The sequence below is a fragment of the Pseudomonas palmensis genome, assembly GCF_049942755.1.
GTDB lineage: Bacteria > Pseudomonadota > Gammaproteobacteria > Pseudomonadales > Pseudomonadaceae > Aquipseudomonas > Aquipseudomonas palmensis.
Window position 1 is genome coordinate 3,647,693 of sequence record NZ_CP187958.1, and the last position, 25,121, is coordinate 3,672,813.

The window sequence follows — 25,121 nt, forward strand, 5'->3', positions numbered from 1 at the left end:
CTCCTGCAGGGCGCTGGCTTGCCGGCGAGGCGTCTACTCCACCCGCGTCTCGCCGGTGAACACCAGCGTCTGCCGACACCGCCGGCACAGATACCGCCGCCCCTGGCGCACCAGCCCGTGGCGCTGCGCCGAGAACGGAAAGTCACTGCCCGCACATGGGCACTTGTAGATGTAGCGGGTCACGCTGCGGCGCTTGACTGCATAGTTGTGGCAGCGGTTGGGTGGCAGCTCGTACACCCCGCGCATGATCAGCTGCCACTCCTCGCCATGGGGCTGGATGCGGTCGCCGAACAGTTGATGCGCCACCAGGTGCGCGACTTCGTGGGGCACGGTCTGGCGCAGGAAGTCTTCACTGTTCTCGCGGTACAGCTGCAGGTTGAAGCGCAGCAGGTTTTCGTGCAGGTGCGCGACACCGGCCTTCTGCCCGCGCAGCTTGAAGCTCACCTCGGGACGCAGGAAGGGGCGCTTGAAAAAACTTTCGGCTTGCTGGTAACAGCTTTCGACGCGGGAATTGAGCAGCTCTGGCATATCGGTTGGACACTCCTGGCCGGCAATTATGCCGCAACCCGGGCGGCGCTGCCGAGACCGCTGGTCCGCACAGCATCAAGCCGCCTTGCGGCGGCCTGATGGGTACAGCCCCTAGGTTGGCGTATTGTCTAGCTGGTATAGACGGGCCCCACGCCCAGTCCCCAGACGATCACGGTGAAGGCCATGATGGCAACCAGCACCACCAGCCCCACCGCCAGCACCGAACTCGAGAACAGAAAGCCCTCGTCGGACGGGATGTTCATGAAGGTCGGCAGGCCCACGTACAGCAGGTACACCGTGTAGCAGATGGCTGCCGTGCCGACGATCATTCCCAGCCACAGGTGCGGGTACAGCGCCGCCAGGCCGCCGATGAACAGCGGGGTGGCGGTGTAGGTGGCGAACGCGATGCATTGGGCCATGCTCGGGGTGGCGTCGTAGGTGCGCGCCATCCAGTGGATGAAGGCGCCCATCACCGCGACGCCGCCCAGCATGGCCAGGTAGGACATCACGGTCATCCAGATCGCACTGTCGACGGTGAGCATGACCGGTGCGCGGTTGCCGATCACCCAGCCCACCTGGGTGGTGCCGATGAACGCGGAAACGGCGGGTATCGCCGCCAGTATCAAGGTGTGGGTCAGGTACATGTGGCTGATGGTTTCGTCTTCGCCACGGATTTCTTTCCATTCCTGGTCAGGATGGGTGAACAGCCCCAGAACGTGATGGATCATGCCAGTCACTCCCTCGTTGTTGCCATCGCCCCCCAGCGGAGCGCTTGCGCGGCCCAGTGGCTGGGCCTGACGGGATCAGGTCACGCTTGCTGTGGCCTTATGACGCAGTATAGGAAGGGGTTCGCTGCACAAATCCGCTTTTTTAGAGCAAATTGCGCTGTAAGCGCGGCGCTTCATTTCCTTGCAGTCTTTATCGGATGGGCTACGCGAGCGTCAGGTTTGTGCGTAAAATGTGCCGCTTTTGTCACACCTTGCGGATTCAATCGCCATGGGCACCCTTTCGGTCAACCAGAACAAACTGCAAAAACGCCTGCGTCGCCTTGCCGGCGAAGCCGTCGCCGACTTCAACATGATCGAAGAGGGCGACAAGGTCATGGTCTGCCTGTCGGGCGGCAAAGACAGCTACACCATGCTCGATGTTCTGCTGCACCTGCAGAAAGTGGCGCCGATCAAGTTCGACATCGTCGCGGTCAACATGGACCAGAAGCAGCCAGGCTTCCCCGAGCACATCCTGCCGGCCTACCTCGCGACCCTGGGCATCGAGTACCACATCGTCGAGAAGGACACCTATTCGGTGGTCAAGGAACTGATCCCGGAAGGCAAGACCACCTGCTCGCTGTGCTCGCGCCTGCGTCGCGGCACGCTGTACACCTTCGCCGACGAGATCGGTGCGACCAAGATGGCCCTGGGGCATCACCGCGACGATATCGTCGAGACCTTCTTTCTCAACATGTTCTTCAACGGCACGCTCAAGGCCATGCCGCCCAAGCTGCGCGCCGACGACGGTCGCAACGTGGTGATCCGTCCGCTGGCCTACTGCGCCGAGAAGGACATCCAGGCCTACTCGGACATGAAGCAATTCCCGATCATCCCGTGCAACCTGTGCGGCTCGCAGGAAAACCTGCAGCGCCAGGTGGTCAAGGACATGCTGGTGGAGTGGGAGCGCAAGACCCCGGGACGCACCGAGAGCATCTTCCGCGGCCTGCAGAACGTGGTGCCGTCGCAGCTGGCGGACCGCAACCTGTTCGACTTCACCAACCTGCGCATCGATGAGACCGCCACCCCGCGGTTTGTCGATGTGCTGAACCTCTGACCGGCATGCGCGATTATCAGTGGCTGCATGAATTCTGCCTGAACCGCTTCGGTTCGGCGGCGGCGCTCGAGGCGCACCTGCCCGAGCCTTTGAGCCCGGCGCAGCTGCGCCAGATCAGCGACGACCGCTACCTCTCGACCATGGCCCTGCGGGTGTTTCGCGCCGGGCTCAAGCACAGCCTGGTGGACGCCAAGTGGCCGGCGTTCGAGCAGGTGTTCTTTGGCTTCGACCCAGAGAAGGTGGTGCTGATGGGCGCCGAGCACCTGGAGCGGCTGATGCAGGACACCCGCATCATCCGCCACCTGGGCAAGCTCAAGAGCGTGCCGCGCAATGCGCAGTTCATGCTCGACGTGGCCAGGGAGAAGGGCAGTTTCGGTGCGTTGATCGCCGACTGGCCGGTGACCGACATCGTCGGCCTGTGGAAGTACCTGGCCAAGCAGGGCAACCAGATGGGCGGGCTGTCGGCGCCGCGTTTTCTGCGCATGGTCGGCAAGGACACCTTCGTGCCGAGCAATGACGTGGTGGCGGCGCTGGTGGCGCAGGATGTGATCGACCGGCAGCCGACCAGCCAGCGCGACCTGGCCACCGTGCAGCAGGCGTTCAACCAGTGGCATGCCCAGAGCGGGCGGCCGATGTGCCAGTTGTCGATGATGCTGGCGTATACCGTCAACCATTGAGAACGACGGTGTCGCAATCGCGGGTCAAGCCCGCTCCCACAAGGACCGTGGTAATCCTGTGGGAGCGGGCTTGACCCGCGATAGGCGCGCCGCCTATCAGACGCCTTCCCCCGCCACCCGCCGCTCATACTGAAAGCGCCAGCGCACAAACAGCAGCGCACTCACGAACAGCACCAGGCTGATCCCCACTTCCAGCCACCCCAGCAGCGCCCGCGCCGGGTCGAACGCGGCCAGCACGCCCTTGATGAAGTACAGGTTCACCACGAAGCACGTCCACGCATGGGCCCGTGCACTGCCCATCAGCATGCCCGGCAGCACCAGCAGCAACGGCACCAGCTCGATGGCCAGGATCACCCCCACGCGCGCGCCGTGCAGGTTGGCGAACCACAGGTTGTTCACCGTCAGCAACGCCATTAGGCTGAAAAACGCCACCAGGCTCAGCACCCGGGTAGCGCGCACACGTGGCTCCAGCCACTCCAGCGGCGGCAGCACCTTGGGCTTCTTAGCCACGGCCGTTCTCCAGCAGTTTGGCAGTGCTCGCCAGGCGCTGGCCCAGGGCACGGCACAGGGCGATCTCGTCGGCGTCCAGGTCGCGCTTGCCATCGGCCCCGGCATGGTGGCTGGCGCCATACGGCGTGCCGCCGCCCCGGGTGTCGAGCAACGCCGATTCGCTGTAGGGCAGCCCCATGATCAGCATGCCGTGGTGCATCAGCGGCAGCAGCATCGACAGCAGGGTCGACTCCTGGCCGCCATGCAGGCTGGCCGTGGAGGTGAACGCCGCCGCTGGCTTGCCCACCAGCCCGCCACTCAGCCACAGGCTGCTGGTGCCGTCGATGAAATACTTGAGCGGCGCGGCCATGTTGCCGAAGCGCGTCGGGCTGCCCAGGGCCAGGCCCGAGCAATGGCGCAGGTCGTCGAGGGTGGCATACAGCGCGCCGTTCTCGGGGATGTCGGGGGCCACCGCTTCACACTCGGTGGAAATCGCCGGCACCGTGCGCAGGCGCGCCTCCAGCCCACCCAGTTCGACGCCACGGGCAATCTGCCGGGCCATTTCGCTGGTGGAGCCGTGGCGGCTGTAGAACAGGATCAGGATATAGGGCGCGCTCACGGCAGAATCTCCAGCACCTTCTCGGGCGGCCGGCCAATCACGGCCTTGTTGCCCGCCACCAGGATCGGGCGTTCGATCAGCTTGGGGTGCCGGGCCATGGCGTCGATCAACTGGTCGTCGCTCAGGGCCGGGTCGGCCAGGCCCAGGGTCTTGTATTCGTCTTCGCCACTGCGCAGCAGCTGGCGCGCGCCGATGCCCAGCTTGCCGAGCAGGGCCTTGAGGGTGGCGGCGTCGGGTGGGGTTTCCAGGTAGCGCACCACCTCCGGGGTCAGGCCACGGGCTTCGAGCAATTCCAGCGCGCCACGGGACTTGGAGCAGCGCGGGTTGTGATACAGGGTCAGTTCGGTCATGTTCGGGGTCGCATCCGGCAGGGGGTGGCGGCTATTCTAACCGCAGCGAATTGGCATTTTGCCTGAATCTTGAAGAAGGATTGACCCATGACAAGGCGATTGGCAGCAGCCCTGGCCATCACCGCGAGCCTGTTGCTCGGCGGATGCGGTGTGGACTACGGCCTCGACCAGAACGGCAATGCGGTGAAAGCCGAGCAGATCGAAGGGCGCTGGGTGGTGCTCAACTACTGGGCCGAATGGTGCGGGCCGTGCCGCACCGAGATCCCCGAACTGAACGCAGCCGCCAAGGACTGGCAGGCGCAGGGGATCACCGTACTGGGGGTGAATTTCGACGGCTTGCGCGGCGATGAGCTGAAAAAGGCCAGCCAGGCGCTGGGCATCGACTTCACCGTGCTGGCCGACGACCCGGCCGAGCGCTACGACCTGCCGCGCAGCGAGGCGCTGCCGGTGACCTACATCATCGACGACAAGGGCAAGGTGCGTGAGCAGTTGATGGGCGAGCAGACGGCCGAGGGGCTGGCCGAGAAGATCAAGGTGCTAAAGGGCGCCTGATCGGCGGTGCGCCGATCGCGGGTCAAGCCCGCTCCCACAGCGTTGTGGGGCGGGCCTGGCCCGCGATGCAGGCGATGCGGGCTGTCAGCCTTCCTCAGGCCAGAAGCGCAGCGGCTTGCCCTGTTCGGGCCAGAAGCGCACCTGCTCGATCGGCGAAATGTCCCAGCGCTGCACGGTCTCCAGCGCCTTCAGAAAGCGCTTTTCCTGCTCCATCAGCGCCGGCGCGCACTGCTTGCGCGTGCTGCCCACCGGGCCAAAGCTGAGTTTCTCGCCGTCCAGCGTGTACGGCGCAAACCAGTGGTTGCAGCCGGCATTGCCATACGCCCGGCCATCCTCGGCCAGCGTCAGGGTCAGGTGGCTGTAGTCGATCAGCGGACGTTCGCCAATCCACTCCAGCACGTAGCTCTGCTCCTGTTGCAGCTTCATCGGCTCGGCTACGCAACCGGCCAGGGTCGCGACCACCGCTGCACAGACCATCACGGGTTTCACTTTGCAGCCTCCTGGCATTTCGGGCACAGGTGCTTGTCGCCCTGTGTGCACCAACCCAATTCGGCGATGCGCGCCACGGCCGCCGGCTTCTGCGCCTTGGTGCCCAGCTTGGCATCCACGGCGAATTCGAAGTCCAGGGTGGCCTGGCAGCCATCGCAGTTGACCTGCCATGCATGAATCGCCAGCTCGCCGAACACCGGGCCCGCCGCTACCGCCACCCACTGGCCGGTGGGGTTGATCAGGTGGCGCACGGTCTCGACCGTCAGGCGCATCGACAGGGTCTTGCTGCCCTTGAGGGTCACCAGCAGTACGTCGCCTTTCTGGATCGAGCCACCGTTGCCGGTGACCTGATAGCGACCGGGTACCAGCGAGCGGCATTCGATCAGGGTGTGTTGCGGATTGAACAGGGTGTAGCGGAAATCGTGTTCGACCATGGGTCCTCCAAATATGGCGCGTATCCTAGCATCATCCCTCGACCAGATTCTGCGGATTGCCTGCCGCCCAGCGGGCAATGTTCTCCAGCGTGGTGGCGGCGATCGCCGCCAGTGCCTCGCGGGTCAGGAAGGCCTGGTGCGCGGTCACGATCACGTTGGGGAAGGTCAGCAGCCGCGCCAGCACGTCGTCCTGCAACGGCAGGTCGGAGCGGTCCTCGAAAAAGATCTGCGCCTCCTCCTCGTACACGTCCAGCCCCAGGTAGCCGAGCTGGCCGCTCTTGAGCGCGTCGATCAGCGCCGGTGTGTCGACCAGCGCGCCGCGCCCGGTATTGATCAGCATGGCGCCCGGCTGCAGGCTGGCCAGGCTCTGCGGGTTGATCAGGTGCCGGGTCTGCGGCGTGAGCGGGCAGTGCAGGCTGATGATGCGCGATTCGCGCAGCAGCTCCGGCAGGTCCAGGTAACGTGCACCCAGCGCCTCCACCTCGGGGTTGGGGTAGGGGTCGTACGCCAGCAGCTGGCAGCCGAAGCCTGCCATGATCCGCGCAAACGCCAGGCCGATCTGGCCGGTGCCGACCACGCCGACGGTCTTGCCGTGCAGGTCGAAACCGGTCAGCCCGTGCAGGCTGAAATCGCCCTCGCGAGTGCGGTTGTAGGCACGGTGCAGGCGGCGATTGAGGGCAAGAATCAGGGCCACGGCGTGTTCGGCCACCGCATGCGGCGAGTAGGCCGGCACCCGCACCACCGTCAGCCCAAGGCGCTTGGCGGCGGCCAGGTCGACATGGTTGTAGCCGGCCGAGCGCAACGCGATCAGGCGCGTGCCGCCGGCCTTGAGGCGGGTCAGCACCGGCGCCGAGAGGTCGTCGTTGATGAACGCGCACACCACCTCGTAGCCTTCGGCCAGTGCCGCGGTGTCTTCGGTCAGGCGCGCGCCTTGAAAGTGCAGCGCCAGTTGCGTGGCCCCTGGCGCGCTGCTGAAGCTGTCCTGGTCATAGTGTTGGCTGCTGAAGAGCAAGGCTTGCATGGCATGGTTCCCAAGGGTCGGATGCCGTCAGTGTAACCAACCGGCAAGGCCCGGGCCTTGCCAGAGATCAGGCGCTCTGGCGGGCCACGGTCGTCAGGCGGTTGATGGCCTGGTCCAGTTCGTCGAGGGCACGCTGGGCCTCGGGGTCGTCCTGCTTGAGCAGGGTTTCGCTGCGCTGGCAGGCGGCGCGCAGCTGCGGTACGCCGCAATAGCGCGTGGCGCCATTGAGGCGGTGCACGCGCTCGATGGTGGCGTGGCGGTCGTCGGCCTCGCGGGCGCAGCGGATCGCGTCGCGGTCGGCATCCAGCGAAGCCAGCAGCATGGCCAGCATGTCGGCGGCCAGGTCCGGCTTGCCTGCCGCCAGGCGCAGGCCTTCCTCAGGGTCCAGCACCTTCAGGTCGTTGCCGTCGACCGGCAGTTCGGCGCCGCGCTCGTTGGTCGGGCTGCCCAGTTGCAGGCCGGTCCACTTCAGCACCACCTGGGCCAGCTGGCGCTCACTGATCGGCTTGGTCAGGTAGTCGTCCATGCCGCTGTGCAGCAGGGCGCGCTTCTCGTTGGCCATGGCATGCGCGGTCAAGGCCACGATCGGCAAGGCCGGGGCGCTGCGCGTGGCCTCCCACTGGCGGATCTGTTCGGTGCATTCGCGCCCGTCCATCACCGGCATCTGTACGTCCATCAGCACCAGGTCGAAGTGCTCGTCCTGCACTGCGCTGATCGCCGCATGGCCGCTGTCCACCGCCAGCACATCGGCGCCGAGGTCTTCGAGCAGGGTCTGCACCAGCAGCAGGTTGGCCGGGTTGTCGTCCACGCACAGCACGCGGGGTTGGCGCTGGCCGCTGGGCACCTTGTATTCGCCGCTGGTACGCCTGGGCTGCACCAGCTCGAGCAGGGCCCGGCGCACCTTGCGCGTACACGCAGGCTTGGCGTGCAGCTGGCCGTGGGCATTGGGCAGGTGCGGGTGGTACAGCGCCTGTTCGGTGGTGGGGCACAGCACCAGGGCCTGACAGGCAAAGTGCTCCAGGCGCTGGATGTACTGGCCCAGGCGCTCGGGCGCCAGCGATTGCAGGTTGACCCCCATGATCGCCAGCTCGAACGGCTGGCCGGCAAGGAAGGCGGCCTCGATGCCCTTGAGCAGCTGCTCGCTGGTGGTGAAGGTGGTCACGTCCAGGCCGCAGTCCTGCATCTGGTGCGCCAATGCCTGGCGGGCCAGTTCGTGGTCGTCCACGATTGCCATGCGCCGGCCTTGCAGCGCCTGGGGTGGCAGGTCCTCGGCGTCGTCGCGGGCCTTGGGCAGGTTGAGGCTGATCCAGAACTGCGACCCCTCGCCCGGGGTACTGTCGACGCCGATCTCGCCGCCCATCTGTTCGATCAGGCGCTTGGAGATCACCAGCCCCAGGCCGGTGCCGCCGGGCTGGCGCGACAGCGAGTTGTCGGCCTGACTGAAGGCCTGGAACAGGGCACGCACATCCTGGCTGGACAGGCCGATGCCGGTGTCCTGCACGCAGATGCGCAATTGCACGCTGTCTTCGGTTTCGTCATCGAGCATGGCGCGGGCAACGATGGTGCCTTCGCGGGTGAACTTGATCGCATTGCTCACCAGGTTGGTGAGGATCTGCTTGAGCCGCAGCGGGTCGCCCACCAGCGACAGCGGGGTGTCGCGGTACACCAGGCTGACCAGTTCGAGCTGCTTGGCGTGGGCCGCCGGGGCGAGGATGGTCAGGGTGTCCTGGATCAGGTCGCGCAGGTTGAACGGGATGCTGTCGAGCACCAGCTTGCCTGCCTCGATCTTGGAGAAGTCGAGGATCTCGTTGATGATTCCCAGCAGGCTGTCCGCGGATTTTTCGATGGTACCCAGGTAGTCGAGCTGGCGCGGGGTCAGTTCGCTTTTCTGCAGCAGGTGGGTAAAGCCCAGGATGCCGTTGAGCGGCGTGCGGATCTCGTGGCTCATGTTGGCCAGGAATTCGGACTTGATGCGGCTGGCTTCCAGGGCTTCCTTGCGCGCCATGTCCAGCTCGATGTTCTGGATCTCGATGGTCTCAAGGTTCTGGCGCACGTCCTCGGTGGCCTGGTCGATGCTGTGCTGCAGCTCTTCATGGGCGTTGTGCAGGGTTTCGGCCATGCGGTTGATGCCATTGGCCAGTTCATCCAGCTCATGGCTGCCCAGGCTCGGCAGGCGCTGTTCGAGGTTGCCGTCCTTGAGCTGGTTGACCGCGAACTTGATCTGCCCGATGGGGCCGTTGATGGTGCGGCTCATGCGCAGCGCCAGCAGGGCGGTCGCGCCCAGGCCCACCAGAATCAGCAGCAGGCTGGCGAACAGGCTGCGGTAGCCGCGCAGCAGCGTGCCATCGTGGGACAGCTCGATCTCGACCCAGCCCAGCAGGCGGTCGGCTTCACCGGGAACCCGTTCGCCGGCCAGCTCGCGATGGCGGCCGAACACCGGCAACAGGTAGCGCGTGGCATCGTTGCCGCTGCGTTGCAGCAACTGGGTGCCGCCACCGCTGGGCTGCTGGTTGAGCATGCTCGGGCCGGCGTGGGCCAGGTGGCTGCGGTCGGGGTGCAGAAACGACACGGCGCGCACGTCGGCCTGCTCCAGCGCCTCGGCGGCGATGCGCTCGAGCTGCGCCGAATCGTTGCGGGCCAGCACCGGGGCCACCAGGGGCGCCAGTTGCTCGGCGATCATGCGACCGCGTTGCAGCAGCTGGGCCTGCAGTTCGCTTTGCTGCAACCAGGTGAAGTAACCACCCAGCACCAGCGCCATCATGCTGGCCGGGAGCAGGGCGAGCAGCAGTACGCGGCTTCTGATTCCCAATCGATTCAGCACGCCCACTCTCCTGTGCTCGGTTAGCGCTGTAGGACCTTCGTCGGCATGTTCCGACGACCCAACTCTGAAAATTACCGCGACTGTGTATCTAATGCACTCATTTGTATCTGTTTTTGTCGATTGTAGGAGGCGCAGGTGCTTTTGTCGGCGCGTGTTGCTTGCATGGGGGGAATGCTCAATAATCGAGCGATTGAGAATTGCTAGCACCCGCCAATGAATCCCGTCGCCATTAACGCCTCAAACATACTTGCCATCGAGGACGATCCGGTCCTGGGTGCCCACCTGCACGAGCAGCTCGAGCGCAGCGGGTTTCTGGTGACCTGGTGCCGCGATGGCCGCGAAGGGCTGCAGATGGCTCGCCAGCGCAGCTTCGATGTGGTGCTGATGGATATCCTGCTGCCCGGCCTGAACGGGCTGGATGCCCTGGCGCGGCTGCGCGAGAAGAGCTCGATACCGGTGATCCTGATGTCGGCGCTGGGCGCCGAAGGCGATCGCATCACCGGCTTCCAGCGCGGCGCCGACGACTACCTGCCCAAACCGTTCAGCATGGTCGAGCTGCGCGTGCGCATCGAGGCGATCCTGCGGCGGGTGGCGCTGGAGCGCCGGCACCAGCCGGGGGAGGGCACGCCCGCGGGCGAACTGGTGTTCGATGAACTGGCCTGCGATGTGCTCCACGGGCAGCAGCGGGCCGGCCTGACCTTAAGCGAGTACCGCCTGCTCGACACCCTGCACCGCAGCCATGAAGAGGTGTTGAGCAAGGCATTCCTTTATCAGCACGTATTGCAGCGCGGCTATGCCCGGCATGACCGCAGCCTGGACATGCACGTGAGCCAGATCCGCCGCAAGCTCAAGGCCATCGGTTACCTGGAGCGCCAGGTGCGCACGGTGTGGGGCAAGGGCTATGTGCTCAGCGCCAGCGAGGACCTGTAGGTGCTCAGCCGTCATTCCCTGTTCTGGAAGCTGGCCTTGCTGCTGGTGGTGTTCTGCCTGCTGATGATTGCCCTGAGCTGGCAGTGGGGCCGGCACATGGAGATCCGCAACGCCTACCTGTCGCCCAAGGCGCGCGCCACCCTCGAAGACTACGCCCGCGAGGCCGAAAACGCCGTGCGCCGCGGCGGGCAGGCCGGCGTGGATGCGTGGCTGACGCAGATGCACGAGCGCGAGCGCGGTTTCGTGGGCGTGATCGGCAGCGACCTGCAATCGCTGGGCAGCGTGCCGCTGACCGACGCCCAGAGCCAGCGCCTGACGTTTCTGCGCGGCACCGACTGGCCGGTAAGCCGGCATTCGGCGCGCTCGCCATGGATGCTCGTGCCGTTCCCGGACGACTCCAGCCTGGGCAGCCTGGTGATCGAACTGCCGCAGCGGCTGATGCCGGGGCGCCTGAACATGCTGTTCTGGCGAATGGTCACCAACGGCCTGATCCCCGGCTTGCTGACCCTGGTGTTCTGCGTGGGCCTGTATCGCATGCTGATTCGCCCGCTGAGCCAGTTGCGCGAGCAGGCCAATGCCTGGCGCGCCGACCGGCTCACCGCGCGGGTGGCCAGCGACACCACCAGCCGCAAGGACGAGTTCGGCGAGCTGGGGCGCGCCTTCGACGACATGGCCGAGCGCCTGCAGGGCACGGTGGCCCTGCAGCAGCAGTTGCTGCGCGACCTGTCCCATGAAATGCGCACGCCGCTGAGCCGCCTGCGGGTGGCCAGCGAGGGCGAGACCGACCTGGAGGCGCTGCGCGAACGCCTCGGCCGGGAAGTGGACAACATGCAGCGCCTGGTGGAAGACGCCCTGCAACTGGCCTGGCTGGACGCCGAGCGCACGCAGTTGGTCAGCGAACCGATCCAGGTGCAGGCGTTGTGGGAGATGCTGGCGGAGGATGCCTGCTTCGAAAGTGGCTGGCCGCGGGAGCAACTGGTGTGCACGCTGGGGGCCGACTGCTGGGTGCAGGGCAACCTCAACAGCCTGGCCCAGGCGTTGGAGAACATTCTGCGCAATGCCATTCGCCACTCGCCGCCGGGCGGGGTGATACGCCTTGCGGGAAGCCGCCAGGGGGGCCAGTGGCTGCTGTGGCTGGAGGACGAAGGCGGAGGCGTGGACGAGGCGCAGCTGGAACACATCTTTGCGCCGTTCACCCGCCTGGACGACTCGCGGCCGGGGAACGGCGGCTTCGGCCTGGGCCTGAGCATTGCGCGCAATGCCCTGCAGCGTCAGAGTGGGCAGCTGTGGGCGCAGAACAACGCCAAGGGCTTGCGGGTGAACATGCAGCTGCCGGCGGTGATCTAGCACCGCTTCGGCTGTAGGCGCCGGCCTTGCCGGCCAATGCACCACCACCGTTTCAAGTTGCTGCGCGCGGGCTGCTTATATCCCTCGGCTATAACCCTCAACCATTGCGTGATATGGGCCAAAGCCGTTTGCCGGTATGATAGGCGCCCCCGCAGTCTGGATTGCGAAATACGCCATGACCTTGCAGTACCCTACCATCGCCGATTGCGTCGGCAACACGCCCCTGGTTCGCCTGCAGCGCATGGCCGGCGAGACCAGCAATACCCTCCTGCTCAAGCTCGAAGGCAACAATCCGGCAGGCTCGGTCAAGGACCGGCCGGCGTTGTCGATGATCACCCGTGCCGAACTGCGCGGGCAGATCAAGCCAGGCGCCACGCTGATCGAGGCGACGTCCGGCAACACCGGTATCGCCCTGGCGATGGCAGCGGCGATCAAGGGCTACAAGATGATCCTGATCATGCCCGACAACTCCAGCGCCGAACGCAAGGCCGCCATGACCGCCTACGGCGCCGAGCTGATCCTGGTCAGCAAGGAAGAAGGCATGGAGGGCGCCCGCGACCTCGCCGAGCGCCTGCAGGCCGAAGGCCGTGGCCAGGTGCTCGACCAGTTCGGCAACGGTGACAACCCCGAAGCCCACTACGTCAGCACCGGCCCGGAAATCTGGCAGCAGACCGGCGGCAGCATCACCCATTTCGTCAGCTCCATGGGCACCACGGGCACCATCATGGGCTGCTCGCGCTACCTCAAGGAGCAGAACCCCAACGTGCAGATCGTCGGCCTGCAACCGATGGAAGGCTCGGCGATCCCCGGGATCCGCCGCTGGCCCCACGAGTACCTGCCGAAGATCTTCGACGCCAGCCGCGTCGACCGTGTGGTCGATATGGCCCAGAGCGAAGCCGAAGAAACCACCCGCCGGCTGGCCCGCGAAGAGGGCATTTTCTGTGGCGTGTCCTCCGGTGGTGCGGTGGCGGCCATGCTGCGCCTGTCGCGCGAGCTGGAAAACGCGGTAATGGTGGCGATCATCTGTGACCGTGGCGACCGTTACCTGTCGACCGGCATCTTCGACGCGGCCAACTGATGTCCAAGGCCAAACGCAATGGCGGTCTGCGCTTCCAGCCGACCGGTGGTACCCGTGCGCCCCAGGTGCCAACGGGCAAGAAGCAGCGCCTGAGCATCGAGCGCCTGGCCGGTGACGGCCGCGGCATCGCCTTCTTCGAAGGGCGCACCTGGTTCGTCAGCGGCGCCCTGGCCGGTGAAGAGGTCGAGGCACGGGTGCTCAATGCCCACGGCAAGGTGGTCGAGGCACGCCTGGAGCGTGTGTTCAGCGCCAGCGAGGCGCGGCGCCCGGCGCCGTGCAAGCACTTCGATCGCTGTGGCGGCTGCAACCTGCAGCACCTGCCCCATGCCGCTCAGCTCGAACTCAAGCAGCGCCTGCTGGCCGAGCAGTTGCAGCGGGTGGCCGGCGTGGTGCCCGAGCAGTGGGCCGCGCCGTTGTCCGGCCCCGAATTCGGTTACCGCCGGCGCGCCCGCGTGGCGGTGCGCTGGGACGCCAAGGCCCGGAAGCTCGACGTGGGCTTTCGCGCCGAAGCCAGCCAGGACATCGTCGCCATCGACGACTGCCCGGTGCTGGTACAACCCTTGCAGTCGATACTGCGTCACCTGCCGCTGCTGTTGCACAGCCTGAGCAAGCCACAGGTGGTGGGGCACGTGGAGCTGTTCAGCGGCACCGCCCTGGCACTGCTGCTGCGCCATACCGCGCCACTGGTCGAGGCCGACCTGGCACGTTTGCAGGCGTTCTGCAGCGAGGCGGGTGTACAACTCTGGTTACAAGGTGAGGGGCAACCGGCCCCGGCCAATCCAGCGGACACGCTAGGGTTTACCCTGGAACCGTGGAACCTGGAATTGGCCTACAGGCCAGGTGACTTCGTGCAGGTCAATGCCCAGGTCAACACCGCGATGATCGAGCAGGCCCTGGCATGGCTTGCGCCACAGGCCGACGAGCGTGTGCTGGACCTGTTCTGCGGCCTTGGCAACTTTGCCCTGCCGCTGGCCCGGCAGGCCCGCGAAGTGGTGGCGGTGGAAGGGGTGCAGGCCATGGTCGACCGGGCCGCGGCCAATGCCCAACGCAACAAACTGCATAACACGCAGTTTTTTCAGGCCGATTTATCCCAGCCTCTGGCGACTTCAGGCTGGGCGGCAGGAGGCTTTTGTGCGGTACTCTTGGACCCACCGCGCGACGGTGCCTTCGAGGTGGTGCGCAACATCGCCGCACTTGGCGCCCGACGTCTGGTCTACGTGTCGTGCAACCCGGCGACGCTGGCCCGCGACACCGTCGAGCTGGTCAAGCAGGGGTACCGGTTAAAATGTGCCGGGATCCTCGACATGTTTCCGCAGACTGCGCATGTCGAGGCCATGGCGTTATTCGAGGTGGGTTAGCGACGCTGGCCCGCCCGGTGTCGCCCCTTCGATCTGGCAGGGGCGACACCCGTGTTTTCAAGCGCATGAGCATGCGCTGTAGGGAAAGGTAAACAAAGATGGTACAGGTGAGAGTGCACCAGCCGGTCAACACCGACGGCAGTATCAATCTCGAAGCATGGCTGGATCATGTGGTCAGCGTCGACCTGGCGCTGGACCGGGAAGCCCTCAAGGCGGCCTGCGAGTTCGCTCAGGACATAGAGAAAAAAGGTAACCCGGCCAAGCATTCCTGGGCCGACGGTACCTCGAGCTTCCAGGCGGGCCTGGAGATCGCCGAGATTCTCGCCGACCTCAAGCTCGACCAGGACTCCCTCGTGGCGGCGGTCATCTACCGTGCGGTGCGTGAAGGCAAGGTGACCCTGGCCGAGGTGGGCCAGCGTTTCGGCCCGGTGGTGTCCAAGCTGATCGACGGCGTGCTGCGCATGGCGGCCATCAGTGCCAGCCTCAGCCCGCGCCATTCGCTGGTGCTGGGCTCGCAGGCGCAGGTCGAGAACCTGCGCAAGATGCTCGTGGCGATGGTCGACGACGTGCGCGTGGCGCTGATCAAGCTGGCCGAACGAACCTGCGCCATTCGTGCGGTGAAGGGCGCCGACGACGAGAAGCGCAACCGCGTGGCCCGCGAGGTGTTCGACATCTACGCGCCGCTGGCCCACCGCCTGGGCATCGGCCACATCAAGTGGGAGCTCGAAGACCTCTCGTTCCGCTACCTGGAACCCGACCAGTACAAACAGATCGCCAAGCTGCTGCACGAGCGCCGGCTCGACCGCGAGCGCTTCATCAGCGACGTGATGAACCAGCTGCAGAACGAGCTGCTGGCCACGGGCGTCAAGGCCGACATCAGCGGCCGGGCCAAACATATCTATTCGATCTGGCGCAAGATGCAGCGCAAGGGCCTGGAGTTCAGCCAGATCTACGACGTGCGCGCCGTGCGCGTGCTGGTGCCCGAGATGCGCGACTGCTACACCGCGCTGGGCATCGTGCATACCCTGTGGCGGCACATCCCCAAGGAGTTCGACGACTACATCGCCAACCCCAAGGAGAACGGCTACCGCTCGCTGCACACCGCGGTGATCGGCCCCGAGGGCAAGGTGCTGGAGGTGCAGATCCGCACCCATGCCATGCACGAGGAGGCCGAACTGGGCGTTTGCGCGCACTGGCGCTACAAGGGCACCGACGTCAAGCCCAGCTCCAACCACTACGAGGAGAAGATCTCGTGGCTGCGCCAGGTGCTGGAATGGCACGAGGAACTGGGGGACATCGGCGGCCTGGCCGAACAGCTGCGCGTGGATATCGAGCCGGACCGGGTGTACGTGTTCACCCCCGACGGCCACGCCATCGACCTGCCCAAGGGCGCCACGCCGCTGGACTTCGCCTACCGCGTGCACACCGAGATCGGCCACAACTGCCGGGGCGCCAAGATCAACGGGCGCATCGTGCCGCTCAACTACAGCCTGCAGACCGGCGAGCAGGTGGAGATCATCACCAGCAAGCACGGCAACCCGAGCCGCGACTGGCTGAACTCGAACCTGGGCTACGTCACCACCTCGCGGGCGCGGGCCAAGATCGTGCACTGGTTCAAGCTGCAGGCCCGCGACCAGAACGTCGCCGCCGGCAAGACCCTGCTCGAGCGCGAACTCAACCGCCTGGGCCTGCCGCAGGTGGACTTCGAGCGCCTGGCCGAAAAGGCCAACCTCAAGACTGCCGAAGACATGTTCGCCTCGCTGGGCGCCGGCGACCTGCGCCTGGCGCACCTGGTCAACGCCGCGCAGCAACTGGTGGAGCCGGACCGCATCGACCACATCGAGCTGGTGCCGCGCAAGGCCACCGGCTACAAGCCGGGCAAGCGCGGGGATATCCAGATCCAGGGCGTGGGCAACCTGCTGACGCAGATGGCCGGGTGCTGCCAGCCGCTGCCGGGCGATGCCATCGTCGGCTACATCACCGTGGGTCGTGGGGTGACCATTCACCGCCAGGACTGCGCCTCGGTGCTGCAACTGGCCGGTCGCGAGCCGGAGCGCATCATCCAGGTCAGCTGGGGCCCGGTGCCGGTGCAGACCTACCCGGTGGACATCATCGTGCGTGCGTATGACCGCCCGGGCCTGCTGCGCGACGTGTCGCAGGTGCTGCTCAACGAGCGCATCAACGTGCTGGCGGTGAACACCCGTTCGAACAAGGAGGACAACACCGCGCTGATGTCGCTGACCATCGAGATCCCGGGCCTGGACGCCCTGGGGCGCTTGCTGGGGCGCATTTCGCAGTTGCCCAACATCATCGAGACGCGGCGCAACCGTACGCCTTGAGGGCGCCATTGCGGGCAGGCCCGCTCCTGCAGGATCCTTGTGGGAGCGGGCTTGACCCGCGATGAGGCCAGACCTGCCGAACAGAGAGCACACGATGTACACCCTAGACGACCTGCTCCACCTCATGGCCCGCCTGCGCGACCCGCAGTACGGCTGCCCGTGGGACCTCAAGCAGACCTACGCCACGATCATCCCGCACACCCTCGAAGAAGCCTACGAGGTGGCCGACGCCATCGAGCGCAGCGACTTCGAGCACTTGCAGGGCGAACTGGGCGACCTGCTGTTCCAGGTGGTGTATTACGCCCAACTGGCCCGTGAAGAGGGCCGTTTCGAATTCGCCGGGGTGATCGACAGCATCACCCGCAAGCTGATCCGTCGCCACCCGCACGTATTCCCCACCGGCGAGCTCCATGCGCCGCTGGACCTGCCACGGCTCGATGAAGAACAGGTCAAGCAGCGCTGGGAAGAGATCAAGGCCCAGGAGCGCGCCGAAAAGGGCGAGCCCGAACAACTGTCGCTGCTCGACGACGTGCCGGCGGCCTTGCCGGCCCTGTCGCGTGCGGCCAAACTGCAAAAGCGTGCGGCCCAGGTCGGATTCGACTGGGACGACCCGTTGCCGGTGCTGGACAAGGTGCGCGAGGAGCTGGACGAAGTACTCCAGGCCATGGCCGACAACGACCCGGCGGCGCTGGCCGACGAGGTGGGCGATTTGCTGTTCGCCACCGTCAACCTGGCCCGTCACCTCAAGCTGGACCCGGAAAACGCCCTGCGTGGTGCCAATCGCAAGTTCGAACGACGTTTCCGTTTTATCGAACAGGCATTGCGCGACATGGGGCGTCCGATTGAAGATTGCACCCTCGAAGACTTGGACGCGCTCTGGGGCGAAGCCAAACGTCAGGAAAAGAACCTGCCCAGCTGCGGCTGAGCTGTTGCATAAGTGAGTGAACACCGATGAGCCTTTCCCTTCGTGACCAACTGCTCAAAGCCGGCCTGGTCAACCAGAAGCAGGTCAAGCAGGTCAGCAAAGAACAGAAGAAACAGAAACGCCTGGAGCACAAAGGCCAGGTCGAAGTCGACGACACCCAGCAGCGCCTGGCCAAGGAAGCCATGGCCGAGAAGGCCAAGCGTGACCAGGAGCTCAACCGTCAGCAGCAGGAAAAGGCCGAGCAGAAGGCCCGTGCCGCCCAGGTCAAGCAGTTGATCGAGGTGTCGCGCCTGCCCAAGCTGACCACCGAGGACTACTACAACTTCGTCGACGACAAGAAGGTCAAGCGCCTGTCGGTCAACGCGTTGATGCGCAGCAAGCTGAGCAGCGGCTCGCTGGCGATCGTGCAGCATGGCGGTGGCTACGAGGTGATCCCGCGTGAGGCCGCGCTGAAGATCCAGGAGCGCGACCCGCAGCGCATCGTGCTGCTCAACACCCAGGTCGAAGCGCCGGATGCGGACGACCCGTACGCCGCCTACGTCATCCCGGATGACCTGATGTGGTAAGCCTGCTGGGCTAGACACGACAAACCCCGCCTCGGCGGGGTTTGCTGTTTCTGAAGACGGGGAATTACTGGGGTTGGCGCTTGGCTTCGAGGTACTCCAGTTCGATCCGGTAGCTGTGGGCTTCCTGTTCGTTGTGGAACATGCCGACCAGCTGGTCCTGCTGATGCACATCCCAGATACGCACGCCTGCGGCCAGGCCTTCGTGGGACAGTTTCGATTCATCGCGCTCAGTTACTTTGACAGTCATCTGCTAACTCCAAATCCAGTTAACTGCGGCACCGTGTCGCAGGTCTCTTTTATAGAATTTGTTAGCAGCCTAAGTAAATGCTTGGCGCATGAAACATCTTTCATGCCGCACGGTCGAGGCGACTCCTTCGCCAGCAAGGCTGGTGTCTGCAGGGAGGGCCACGCCACAAAAACAAAACCCCGCACAAGGCGGGGTTTTGGGTAATGCACGCTAGCGGCCTGTCAGCTGCCCTTGACCGACTTGCCGTCGACCGTGCCGTCCTGCAGCACGATCACGTACTCCTTGCCGTCGGTCTCGACCTGGCGCAGTTGCACCAGCAGGTAGTCCCAGTCCTTGGCGAACCACAGCTCGGTGACGCGCTTGCTCTGGCTCGGGTCGCGCACGCGCTCGACCTTGATCGCATCGACCTGGCCGGTCTTGGTGCTGACCTTTTCGGTACCCAGCACGCGGAAGTCGTAGGTGTCGATCTCGTCGCCATCCACCACCTGGTAGGTCATGCTCTTCTTGCCGGCTGCCACGTCATGCTGCAGGGCCAGTTGGTAGGACGACTTGTCCAGCACGCCGCGGTTGAGCGGCAGGTTGACCGCGTCGCCACGGTCGGAGCCGGTGATCTTCTTGCTCGACCAGTCGAAGTCCAGGTCGACCTTCTTGGCCTTGCCCAGGCCGCCACGTTCGAAGTGGTAGGTCTGCGGCAGCAGGGTGTCCTTGTCCAGGCGCAGGGTACTTTGTTCGGTCAGGCTGGCAATCATCATCGAGGCCTTGAAGTTGAGGCTCCAGGTCCCGTTGGCGTTCTTGGCCAGGCTGCGCTCGGCGGTGCCGCTCATGGGCAGTTGCTTCCAGTCGGCGGTGTAGCTGGCCGAAAAAGGCTTCAGATCGGCTGCCTGAAGCGGCAGTGCAAGCACGGCAAGTGCGAAGAGCAGGGCACGACGCATAAAATCTCCTAGGGTCGAATCAAGTGGCCGCTGGCCGCCAAGGGCTGGCCATCCAGTAGAGCACCGTGCTCGCCAAGGCGCAAACGGCCTTCGGCGAACCAGCGCACCGCCAGCGGATAAATCAGGTGTTCCTGGCTGTGAACCCTCTGGGCCAGTTGCGCCGGCGTGTCATCCGAGACTACCGGTATCACAGCCTGTACGACCAGTGGCCCGCCATCGAGTTCCTCGGTGACGAAGTGCACACTGCAGCCATGCTCGGCATCCCCGGCTTCCAGCGCACGCTGGTGGGTATGCAGGCCCTTGTACTTGGGCAGCAGGGAAGGGTGGATATTGAGCAGGCGGCCGTGGTAATGGCGCACGAAACCGGCACTGAGGATACGCATGAAGCCGGCCAGCACCACCAGCTGCGGGGCAAAGCCGTCGATCAGCTCGACCAGCGCCGCGTCGAAGGCCTCGCGGCCGTCGAAGGCCTTGTGGTCGAGCACGGCGGTGTCGATGCCCGCATCGCGGGCGCGCTGCAGGCCGTAGGCATCGGCGCGGTTGGAGATCACCGCGCGGATCCGCACCGGGCTGTCGCCGGTGCGGGTACTGTCGATCAGGGCCTGCAGGTTGCTGCCGGTGCCGGACAGCAGCACCACTACATCACAAGACGTGCTCGGCATCAGTGCGCCTTGAGGTTCTTCAGCTCGACCTGGGCGGCGCCTTCGGCAGCGGTGGCGATCTGGCCGATCACCCAAGGCTGCTCGCCGGCTTCGCGCAGCACGTTCAGGGCGTTGTCGACCTGATCCTGACCCACGCAGATCACCATGCCCACGCCGCAGTTGAGTACGCGGTGCATTTCGGTCTCGTCGACGTTGCCCTGCTGCTGCAGCCAGTCGAATACCGCCGGGCGCTGCCAGCTGGCCACGTCGACCACGGCCTGGGCGCCTTTTGGCAGCACGCGCGGGATGTTGTCGAGCAGGCCGCCACCGGTGATGTGGGCCATGGCCTTGACCGCGCCGGTGTCCTTGATCAGCTTGAGCAGCGGCTTGACGTAGATGCGGGTCGGGGCCATCAGCAGTTCGGTCAGCGGCTTGCCGTCGAGCTGGACGTTCTGGATGTCGGCGCCGGCCACTTCGATGATCTTGCGGATCAGCGAGTAACCGTTGGAGTGCGGGCCCGACGATGGCAGGGCGATCAGGGCGTCACCGGCAGCCACCTTGGAGCCGTCGATGATCTCGGCCTTTTCCACCACGCCGACGCAGAAGCCGGCCAGGTCGTAGTCTTCGCCTTCGTACATGCCCGGCATTTCAGCGGTTTCGCCGCCTACCAGCGAGCAGCCTGCCAGTTCGCAGCCGGCGCCGATGCCGGTGACCACGTCAGCCGCGGTGTCGACGTTGAGCTTGCCGGTGGCGTAGTAGTCGAGGAAGAACAGCGGCTCGGCGCCGCACACCACCAGGTCGTTGACGCACATGGCGACCAGGTCCTGGCCGATGGTGTCGTGCTTGTTCAGGTTCAGTGCCAGGCGCAGCTTGGTGCCCACGCCGTCGGTGCCCGAAACCAGCACCGGCTGCTTGTAGCCGGCCGGAATTTCGCAGAGGGCGCCGAAGCCCCCCAGGCCGCCCATGACTTCCGGGCGCGCCGTGCGCTTGGCGACGCCTTTGATGCGTTCGACCAATGCTTCACCGGCGTCGATGTCTACACCGGCGTCCTTGTAGCTCAGGGAGGGTTGCTTGCTCATGATCCAGGCCTTTAGGGGGAGGGATTCGGGGGAATCGACCGGCACCTGCCAGGCATTGCGAGGGTTTTCCTGCTGCCTGAGCGTCGCCGGTCTGCGAAGGCGCGCGATTTTATCAGGGTTACCCGGTAGCGGCCATCCTCAGGCCGACGGGCAGGGCCTCATTCGACATAAAAACATTGATTCGGTATGGCCGCTGGTTGCCGCGCCATGGGCTGTATAAGGTATAGGTAATGAAATTTGACCGCAGGGCTGAATGTTTTACCCGCGGGGGTGGTCAGAGCTTCACTTTTCACTGACCGCGCTTTCTATTTACCTGGACAGGAATCCTCCATGCGTTTGCGTTCATACCTGGCCGTTGGCTGCCTTGCCCTGTTTGGCCTGAGCGTTCAGGCCGAAACCCTCACTGGCCTTTATCAGGTGCGCGAGCCGGTCAGCGGCGAGGGCACCGAAGCCCGCGCCCAGGCCACCCAGAATGCCCTGAGTACCCTGGTGGTGCGCCTCACGGGCGACCCCAAGGCGCCGCAGAGTGCGGGCCTGGCAGGGCTACGCAAGGACCCGCAGCAAATCATCAGCCAGTTCGGTTTCGAGGCCGGCCCGCCGGAAACCGTGCTGGTGGATTTCGACCCCGGCAGCACCGACCGGGCGCTGCGCCAGGCCGGGCTGGCCCTGTGGGGCAGCAACCGGCCGGCCATCCTCGGCTGGTGGTTGAACGACAGCGTGGGCGGTTCGAGCCTGGTGGGCGATGGCCAGAACAGCGCCGAACCGCTGCGCCGCGCCGCGCAACACCGTGGCTTGCCGCTGCGCCTGCCCATGGGCGACCTGAACGAGCAACTGGTGGCCACTGCCAAGAACCTCGAAGGCACCGACCCCGCGCCCCTGCGCGAGGCCTCCGAGCGCTACGCGGCCGATGCGTTGCTGGCGGTGCATGCCACCGAGGGCGAGGGCAAATGGCAGGGCACCTGGCGCCTGTGGCTGGGCGACCAGCGCGAGCAGGGCAAGGTCGAAGGCGCCGATCAGGCCGCCCTGGCCGATGCGGTGATGCTGGCCGTCAGCACGCGCCTGGCGCCGCGCTTTGTCGCGCGGCCGGGCACCGGTGGCGAAAACCAGATACAGGTGCAGGGCATGACCCTGGAGCGCTATGCGCAGCTTTTGCAGACCCTTGAGCCGCTGGGCGGGCGCCTGACCTATGTGGACGGCGATACCCTGACCTACACCGTCAGCGGCACCCCCGAACAGGTGCGTGCGCAACTGGGCCTGGCCAGGCTGCAGGAGGTGCCGGCAGAGGCCGTCGCCCCAGCGCCGGTCGCACCCGCAGCCCCAGGCGAGGCCCAGGTGGCTGCGCCCGCACCGTTCACCGGTTTGCGGTTTCGTTGGCAGGGAGCGTGACTGAATGATGGATACACGCCGTTGGGTATGGGTGTTGGGGGTGCTGGTAATCGGCACGCTGCTGTACTTCTTGCACGGGATCCTCTCGCCCTTCCTTATAGGTATCGGCCTGGCGTACCTGGCCGACCCGCTGGTGGACCGGCTGGAGCGCGCCGGGCTGTCACGCACCTGGGGCGTGGTGGTGGTGTTCGCCCTGTTCACCCTGGTGTTCATGGCGATGCTGCTGGTGCTGATCCCGATGCTGGCCAAGCAGTTGGTGCGCCTGTACGAGCTGGCACCACAGATGCTCGACTGGTTGCAGCACGTGGCGCTGCCGTGGGTGCAGACGCGCCTGGGGCTGGCCGATGGCTTCTGGAAGTTCGACAAGATCAAGTCGGCGATCAGCGAGCACATGGGCCAGACCACCGACATCGTCGGCATCGTGCTCAGCCAGGCTACCGCGTCAGGGCTGGCGCTGATCGGCTGGCTGGCCAACATGGTGCTGATCCCGGTGGTGGGCTTCTACCTGCTGCGCGACTGGGACCTGATGATGGCCAAGCTGCGCCGCCTGTTGCCGCGCCAGCGCGAAGAGCAGGTGGTGTCGCTGGCCCTGGAATGCCACGAGGTGCTCGGTGCGTTCGTGCGCGGGCAGTTGCTGGTGATGCTGGCGCTGGGGGTGATCTACGCCGCCGGGTTGATGCTGGTGGGCCTCGAACTGGGCCTGCTGATCGGTATCATGGCCGGGCTTGCGGCCATCGTGCCGTACATGGGTTTCATCATCGGCATCGGCGCGGCATTGATCGCCGGCATGTTCCAGTTCGGCGGCGACCTGTACCCGATGCTGGGCATCGTCGCGGTGTTCATGGTGGGCCAGGCCCTTGAAGGCATGGTGCTCACGCCGTTGCTGGTGGGCGACCGCATCGGTCTGCACCCGGTGGCGGTGATCTTCGCGATCCTGGCCGGCGGCGAGCTGTTCGGGTTCACCGGGGTGCTGCTGGCGCTGCCGGTGGCGGCGGTGATCATGGTGTTGCTGCGGCACATGCACGACCTCTATAAAGAGTCGGACATGTATGCTGGTGAAATCGACCCGGACCTTTGAAGGACACCCTGAGTGATGGAACATGAAACCGACCACGCCTGTGCATTGGCAGGCGTGATGGATGCATTGCCGCTGCTGGCCGATGACCTCGACGAGGATGAGGTGGCAGCGGCCCTGCAGCAGCAGGGCTACTCGCGGCACGCGGCCGAGAAGCTCACGATGTTCGTACCCTCGGCATTTTCCTGGGTGGTGCTCAAGCGTCTGGGGCTCAAGGCGCTGCCCAGTCATTTCACGGCCTATGACCAGGACGACAATGCGGTGCGGATCCCGGTCGCCAATCAGCACTACTTCACCGCGGCGCTGACCCTGGCCTACAACACCTTCGAGAATGGCTGGAGCGCCGCACTACCGCGCAGCACCTTCCAGCGCGTTGCCGGGCGCAGTTCGGAGATGAACGCGGCCAACCAGGTACTGGATAAGGAAGGCTCGCTCGAAGGGGCGAGCATCAACACCGTGGAGCTGTTTCGCCTGAGTGCAGAGGAACTGCTGGAGGATTGACCCATGCCTGCCCCATATGCCGCGCAAGCCTTTGATTTTGCTAACGCATTGTGCGGTTGGCGTCACGGGTATAGACTTTGCGGACTTTTCACCAAAGGCCCCTTGCGGTTCCTCGGGACTGCCCAGCCAGCATGAAACCGATCCAGTTGCCCCTGGGTGTGCGTCTGCGTGATGACGCCACCTTCATCAACTACTATCCGGGTGCCAACGCCGCCGCATTGGGCTACGTCGAGCGACTCTGCGAAGCCGACGCCGGCTGGACCGAAAGCCTGATCTACCTGTGGGGCAAGCAGGGCGTAGGGCGTACCCACCTGCTGCAGGCCGCGTGCCTGCGCTTCGAGCAACTGGGCGAGCCTGCGGTGTACCTGCCTCTGGCGCAACTGCTCGATCGCGGCGTGGAACTGCTCGACAACCTGGAACAGTACGAACTGGTGTGCCTGGACGACCTGCATGTGATTGCCGGCAAGCCGGACTGGGAAGAGGCCATGTTCCACCTGTTCAACCGCCTGCGCGACAGCGGCCGCCGCTTGCTGCTGGCAGCGTCCAGCTCCCCACGGGAATTGCCGATCAAGCTGGCCGACCTGAAGTCGCGCCTGACCCTGGCGCTGATCTTCCAGATGCGCGCCCTGTCGGATGAAGACAAGCTGCGTGCCCTGCAATTGCGCGCCTCGCGCCGGGGCCTGCACCTCACCGACGAAGTCGGGCATTTCATCCTGACCCGAGGCACGCGCAGCATGAGCGCACTGTTCGACCTGCTCGAACGCCTCGACCAGGCTTCACTGCAGGCGCAGCGCAAGCTGACCATCCCGTTTTTGAAAGAGACATTGGGCTGGTAGGGCCGGCCCAGAGCCTCGGCACATAAAAGTCACATTTTTTTCGATTGAATTTGCAAATCGATCCGATAGAAGGCATAGTC

Annotated in this window: 27 protein-coding genes; 14 read left to right on the forward strand and 13 right to left on the reverse strand. The window is 65.3% G+C overall.

Annotated features, from left to right (window positions below; all coding sequences use genetic code 11):
• Window positions 1-33: 33 nt before the first annotated feature.
• Both ACPRTJ_RS16855 and ACPRTJ_RS16860 read right to left on the reverse strand, forming a co-directional pair.
• Window positions 34-528 carry a SprT family zinc-dependent metalloprotease gene (locus tag ACPRTJ_RS16855; RefSeq protein ID WP_043862572.1) on the reverse strand — a complete coding sequence of 165 codons (495 nt, stop codon included), beginning with the start codon at window positions 526-528 and terminating at the stop codon, window positions 34-36.
• Window positions 529-656: 128 nt separating this feature from the next.
• Window positions 657-1,256, reverse strand: coding sequence for a Yip1 family protein (locus ACPRTJ_RS16860; protein ID WP_043862571.1), 600 nt, complete (start codon window positions 1,254-1,256; stop codon window positions 657-659).
• A 268-nt stretch (window positions 1,257-1,524) separates the two neighbouring features.
• Here ACPRTJ_RS16860 and ttcA point away from each other — a divergent pair, with 268 nt between their 5' ends.
• On the forward strand, window positions 1,525-2,349 hold the full coding sequence (gene ttcA, locus ACPRTJ_RS16865) for a tRNA 2-thiocytidine(32) synthetase TtcA (protein WP_054914704.1): 825 nt from the start codon (window positions 1,525-1,527) through the stop codon (window positions 2,347-2,349).
• A 5-nt stretch (window positions 2,350-2,354) separates the two neighbouring features.
• The gene (locus ACPRTJ_RS16870; RefSeq protein ID WP_054914703.1) at window positions 2,355-3,026 is read left to right on the forward strand and encodes a DNA-3-methyladenine glycosylase I; all 672 of its coding nucleotides are present in this window, start codon (window positions 2,355-2,357) and stop codon (window positions 3,024-3,026) included.
• Window positions 3,027-3,122: 96 nt separating this feature from the next.
• Here ACPRTJ_RS16870 and ACPRTJ_RS16875 read toward each other — a convergent pair whose 3' ends face one another.
• From ACPRTJ_RS16875 to arsC, 3 genes are read right to left on the reverse strand one after another with little or no spacing between them, the layout of a single operon-like run.
• On the reverse strand, window positions 3,123-3,536 hold the full coding sequence (locus tag ACPRTJ_RS16875; protein WP_043862568.1) for a DUF2069 domain-containing protein: 414 nt from the start codon (window positions 3,534-3,536) through the stop codon (window positions 3,123-3,125).
• A complete protein-coding gene (wrbA, locus tag ACPRTJ_RS16880; RefSeq protein WP_043862567.1) occupies window positions 3,529-4,134 on the reverse strand; it encodes an NAD(P)H:quinone oxidoreductase in 606 nt (201 codons plus the stop codon). Before wrbA ends, ACPRTJ_RS16875 begins: the two co-directional genes overlap by 8 nt.
• Entirely contained in the window at window positions 4,131-4,484 is a 354-nt protein-coding gene (arsC, locus tag ACPRTJ_RS16885) for an arsenate reductase (glutaredoxin) (RefSeq protein WP_054914702.1), read from the reverse strand. Before arsC ends, wrbA begins: the two co-directional genes overlap by 4 nt.
• A gap of 87 nt (window positions 4,485-4,571) precedes the next feature.
• On the opposite strand from arsC, the gene ACPRTJ_RS16890 reads away from it, so the two are divergent.
• The gene (locus tag ACPRTJ_RS16890) at window positions 4,572-5,036 is read left to right on the forward strand and encodes a TlpA disulfide reductase family protein (RefSeq protein ID WP_043862565.1); all 465 of its coding nucleotides are present in this window, start codon (window positions 4,572-4,574) and stop codon (window positions 5,034-5,036) included.
• Between the two features lie 84 nt (window positions 5,037-5,120).
• Here ACPRTJ_RS16890 and ACPRTJ_RS16895 read toward each other — a convergent pair whose 3' ends face one another.
• The 4 genes from ACPRTJ_RS16895 to ACPRTJ_RS16910 form a co-directional block, all read right to left on the reverse strand.
• On the reverse strand, window positions 5,121-5,513 hold the full coding sequence (locus ACPRTJ_RS16895) for an META domain-containing protein (protein WP_426429132.1): 393 nt from the start codon (window positions 5,511-5,513) through the stop codon (window positions 5,121-5,123).
• An 8-nt stretch (window positions 5,514-5,521) separates the two neighbouring features.
• Window positions 5,522-5,959 (reverse strand): hypothetical protein, encoded by a 438-nt coding sequence (locus ACPRTJ_RS16900; protein WP_058541001.1) that lies wholly within the window; start codon window positions 5,957-5,959, stop codon window positions 5,522-5,524.
• Between the two features lie 31 nt (window positions 5,960-5,990).
• A complete protein-coding gene (locus ACPRTJ_RS16905) occupies window positions 5,991-6,980 on the reverse strand; it encodes a 2-hydroxyacid dehydrogenase (RefSeq protein ID WP_236176574.1) in 990 nt (329 codons plus the stop codon).
• A 67-nt stretch (window positions 6,981-7,047) separates the two neighbouring features.
• Window positions 7,048-9,801, reverse strand: coding sequence for a response regulator (locus ACPRTJ_RS16910; RefSeq protein ID WP_043862561.1), 2,754 nt, complete (start codon window positions 9,799-9,801; stop codon window positions 7,048-7,050).
• Window positions 9,802-10,014: 213 nt separating this feature from the next.
• Here ACPRTJ_RS16910 and ACPRTJ_RS16915 point away from each other — a divergent pair, with 213 nt between their 5' ends.
• From ACPRTJ_RS16915 to ACPRTJ_RS16945, 7 genes are all read left to right on the forward strand, one after another.
• The gene (locus tag ACPRTJ_RS16915; RefSeq protein WP_043862560.1) at window positions 10,015-10,731 is read left to right on the forward strand and encodes a response regulator transcription factor; all 717 of its coding nucleotides are present in this window, start codon (window positions 10,015-10,017) and stop codon (window positions 10,729-10,731) included.
• A 63-nt stretch (window positions 10,732-10,794) separates the two neighbouring features.
• The gene (locus ACPRTJ_RS16920) at window positions 10,795-12,078 is read left to right on the forward strand and encodes a HAMP domain-containing sensor histidine kinase (RefSeq protein ID WP_078479810.1); all 1,284 of its coding nucleotides are present in this window, start codon (window positions 10,795-10,797) and stop codon (window positions 12,076-12,078) included.
• Window positions 12,079-12,253: 175 nt separating this feature from the next.
• Window positions 12,254-13,156: a cysteine synthase CysM gene (gene cysM, locus ACPRTJ_RS16925; protein WP_162484876.1), complete on the forward strand. Its 903-nt coding sequence runs from the start codon at window positions 12,254-12,256 to the stop codon at window positions 13,154-13,156.
• A complete protein-coding gene (gene rlmD / locus ACPRTJ_RS16930) occupies window positions 13,156-14,514 on the forward strand; it encodes a 23S rRNA (uracil(1939)-C(5))-methyltransferase RlmD (RefSeq protein ID WP_116052138.1) in 1,359 nt (452 codons plus the stop codon). Before cysM ends, rlmD begins: the two co-directional genes overlap by 1 nt.
• Window positions 14,515-14,612: 98 nt before the next feature.
• A complete protein-coding gene (gene relA, locus ACPRTJ_RS16935; RefSeq protein ID WP_054914700.1) occupies window positions 14,613-16,853 on the forward strand; it encodes a GTP diphosphokinase in 2,241 nt (746 codons plus the stop codon).
• Between the two features lie 94 nt (window positions 16,854-16,947).
• Window positions 16,948-17,778, forward strand: coding sequence for a nucleoside triphosphate pyrophosphohydrolase (gene mazG, locus ACPRTJ_RS16940; RefSeq protein WP_054914699.1), 831 nt, complete (start codon window positions 16,948-16,950; stop codon window positions 17,776-17,778).
• Between the two features lie 26 nt (window positions 17,779-17,804).
• Window positions 17,805-18,344, forward strand: coding sequence for a DUF2058 domain-containing protein (locus ACPRTJ_RS16945; RefSeq protein ID WP_043862554.1), 540 nt, complete (start codon window positions 17,805-17,807; stop codon window positions 18,342-18,344).
• Between the two features lie 64 nt (window positions 18,345-18,408).
• Here the strand turns inward: ACPRTJ_RS16945 and ACPRTJ_RS16950 are convergent, their stop codons facing one another.
• The 4 genes from ACPRTJ_RS16950 to purM all read right to left on the reverse strand — a co-directional run bounded on the left by ACPRTJ_RS16950 (window position 18,409) and on the right by purM (window position 21,243).
• Window positions 18,409-18,591, reverse strand: a complete 183-nt coding sequence (locus ACPRTJ_RS16950; RefSeq protein WP_043862553.1) for a hypothetical protein — start codon at window positions 18,589-18,591, stop codon at window positions 18,409-18,411.
• 221 nt (window positions 18,592-18,812) lie between these two features.
• Window positions 18,813-19,523: a DUF3108 domain-containing protein gene (locus ACPRTJ_RS16955; RefSeq protein WP_043862552.1), complete on the reverse strand. Its 711-nt coding sequence runs from the start codon at window positions 19,521-19,523 to the stop codon at window positions 18,813-18,815.
• Between the two features lie 8 nt (window positions 19,524-19,531).
• The gene (purN, locus tag ACPRTJ_RS16960) at window positions 19,532-20,185 is read right to left on the reverse strand and encodes a phosphoribosylglycinamide formyltransferase (RefSeq protein ID WP_054914698.1); all 654 of its coding nucleotides are present in this window, start codon (window positions 20,183-20,185) and stop codon (window positions 19,532-19,534) included.
• Window positions 20,185-21,243 (reverse strand): phosphoribosylformylglycinamidine cyclo-ligase, encoded by a 1,059-nt coding sequence (gene purM / locus ACPRTJ_RS16965; RefSeq protein WP_043862550.1) that lies wholly within the window; start codon window positions 21,241-21,243, stop codon window positions 20,185-20,187. Before purM ends, purN begins: the two co-directional genes overlap by 1 nt.
• Window positions 21,244-21,573: 330 nt before the next feature.
• Between purM and ACPRTJ_RS16970 the strand changes: the two genes are divergently transcribed.
• The 4 genes from ACPRTJ_RS16970 to hda all read left to right on the forward strand — a co-directional run bounded on the left by ACPRTJ_RS16970 (window position 21,574) and on the right by hda (window position 25,041).
• Window positions 21,574-22,629, forward strand: coding sequence for a DUF2066 domain-containing protein (locus ACPRTJ_RS16970; RefSeq protein ID WP_426427134.1), 1,056 nt, complete (start codon window positions 21,574-21,576; stop codon window positions 22,627-22,629).
• Between the two features lie 4 nt (window positions 22,630-22,633).
• A complete protein-coding gene (locus tag ACPRTJ_RS16975) occupies window positions 22,634-23,707 on the forward strand; it encodes an AI-2E family transporter (RefSeq protein ID WP_043862548.1) in 1,074 nt (357 codons plus the stop codon).
• Window positions 23,708-23,722: 15 nt separating this feature from the next.
• Window positions 23,723-24,205, forward strand: a complete 483-nt coding sequence (locus ACPRTJ_RS16980) for a hypothetical protein (RefSeq protein WP_043862547.1) — start codon at window positions 23,723-23,725, stop codon at window positions 24,203-24,205.
• A 131-nt stretch (window positions 24,206-24,336) separates the two neighbouring features.
• Window positions 24,337-25,041, forward strand: coding sequence for a DnaA regulatory inactivator Hda (gene hda / locus ACPRTJ_RS16985; RefSeq protein WP_043862546.1), 705 nt, complete (start codon window positions 24,337-24,339; stop codon window positions 25,039-25,041).
• The last annotated feature ends 80 nt before the right edge of the window (window positions 25,042-25,121 follow it).

What these genes read in the sequence shown, in the direction of transcription:
- ttcA (WP_054914704.1), top strand. Translation starts at nt 1,525, where the DNA reads ATGGGCACCCTTTCGGTCAACCAGAACAAACTGCAAAAACGCCTGCGT.
- rlmD (WP_116052138.1), top strand. Translation starts at nt 13,156, where the DNA reads ATGTCCAAGGCCAAACGCAATGGCGGTCTGCGCTTCCAGCCGACCGGT.
- relA (WP_054914700.1), top strand. Translation starts at nt 14,613, where the DNA reads ATGGTACAGGTGAGAGTGCACCAGCCGGTCAACACCGACGGCAGTATC.
- ACPRTJ_RS16870 (WP_054914703.1), top strand. Translation starts at nt 2,355, where the DNA reads ATGCGCGATTATCAGTGGCTGCATGAATTCTGCCTGAACCGCTTCGGT.
- ACPRTJ_RS16950 (WP_043862553.1), bottom strand. Translation starts at nt 18,591, where the DNA reads ATGACTGTCAAAGTAACTGAGCGCGATGAATCGAAACTGTCCCACGAA.
- ACPRTJ_RS16890 (WP_043862565.1), top strand. Translation starts at nt 4,572, where the DNA reads ATGACAAGGCGATTGGCAGCAGCCCTGGCCATCACCGCGAGCCTGTTG.
- purN (WP_054914698.1), bottom strand. Translation starts at nt 20,185, where the DNA reads ATGCCGAGCACGTCTTGTGATGTAGTGGTGCTGCTGTCCGGCACCGGC.
- ACPRTJ_RS16980 (WP_043862547.1), top strand. Translation starts at nt 23,723, where the DNA reads ATGGAACATGAAACCGACCACGCCTGTGCATTGGCAGGCGTGATGGAT.
- hda (WP_043862546.1), top strand. Translation starts at nt 24,337, where the DNA reads ATGAAACCGATCCAGTTGCCCCTGGGTGTGCGTCTGCGTGATGACGCC.
- arsC (WP_054914702.1), bottom strand. Translation starts at nt 4,484, where the DNA reads ATGACCGAACTGACCCTGTATCACAACCCGCGCTGCTCCAAGTCCCGT.
- purM (WP_043862550.1), bottom strand. Translation starts at nt 21,243, where the DNA reads ATGAGCAAGCAACCCTCCCTGAGCTACAAGGACGCCGGTGTAGACATC.
- ACPRTJ_RS16975 (WP_043862548.1), top strand. Translation starts at nt 22,634, where the DNA reads ATGATGGATACACGCCGTTGGGTATGGGTGTTGGGGGTGCTGGTAATC.
- ACPRTJ_RS16955 (WP_043862552.1), bottom strand. Translation starts at nt 19,523, where the DNA reads ATGCGTCGTGCCCTGCTCTTCGCACTTGCCGTGCTTGCACTGCCGCTT.
- mazG (WP_054914699.1), top strand. Translation starts at nt 16,948, where the DNA reads ATGTACACCCTAGACGACCTGCTCCACCTCATGGCCCGCCTGCGCGAC.
- ACPRTJ_RS16895 (WP_426429132.1), bottom strand. Translation starts at nt 5,513, where the DNA reads ATGGTCTGTGCAGCGGTGGTCGCGACCCTGGCCGGTTGCGTAGCCGAG.
- ACPRTJ_RS16945 (WP_043862554.1), top strand. Translation starts at nt 17,805, where the DNA reads ATGAGCCTTTCCCTTCGTGACCAACTGCTCAAAGCCGGCCTGGTCAAC.
- ACPRTJ_RS16915 (WP_043862560.1), top strand. Translation starts at nt 10,015, where the DNA reads ATGAATCCCGTCGCCATTAACGCCTCAAACATACTTGCCATCGAGGAC.
- ACPRTJ_RS16970 (WP_426427134.1), top strand. Translation starts at nt 21,574, where the DNA reads ATGCGTTTGCGTTCATACCTGGCCGTTGGCTGCCTTGCCCTGTTTGGC.
- ACPRTJ_RS16900 (WP_058541001.1), bottom strand. Translation starts at nt 5,959, where the DNA reads ATGGTCGAACACGATTTCCGCTACACCCTGTTCAATCCGCAACACACC.
- ACPRTJ_RS16920 (WP_078479810.1), top strand. Translation starts at nt 10,795, where the DNA reads ATGATTGCCCTGAGCTGGCAGTGGGGCCGGCACATGGAGATCCGCAAC.
- ACPRTJ_RS16855 (WP_043862572.1), bottom strand. Translation starts at nt 528, where the DNA reads ATGCCAGAGCTGCTCAATTCCCGCGTCGAAAGCTGTTACCAGCAAGCC.
- cysM (WP_162484876.1), top strand. Translation starts at nt 12,254, where the DNA reads ATGACCTTGCAGTACCCTACCATCGCCGATTGCGTCGGCAACACGCCC.
- ACPRTJ_RS16860 (WP_043862571.1), bottom strand. Translation starts at nt 1,256, where the DNA reads ATGATCCATCACGTTCTGGGGCTGTTCACCCATCCTGACCAGGAATGG.
- ACPRTJ_RS16905 (WP_236176574.1), bottom strand. Translation starts at nt 6,980, where the DNA reads ATGCAAGCCTTGCTCTTCAGCAGCCAACACTATGACCAGGACAGCTTC.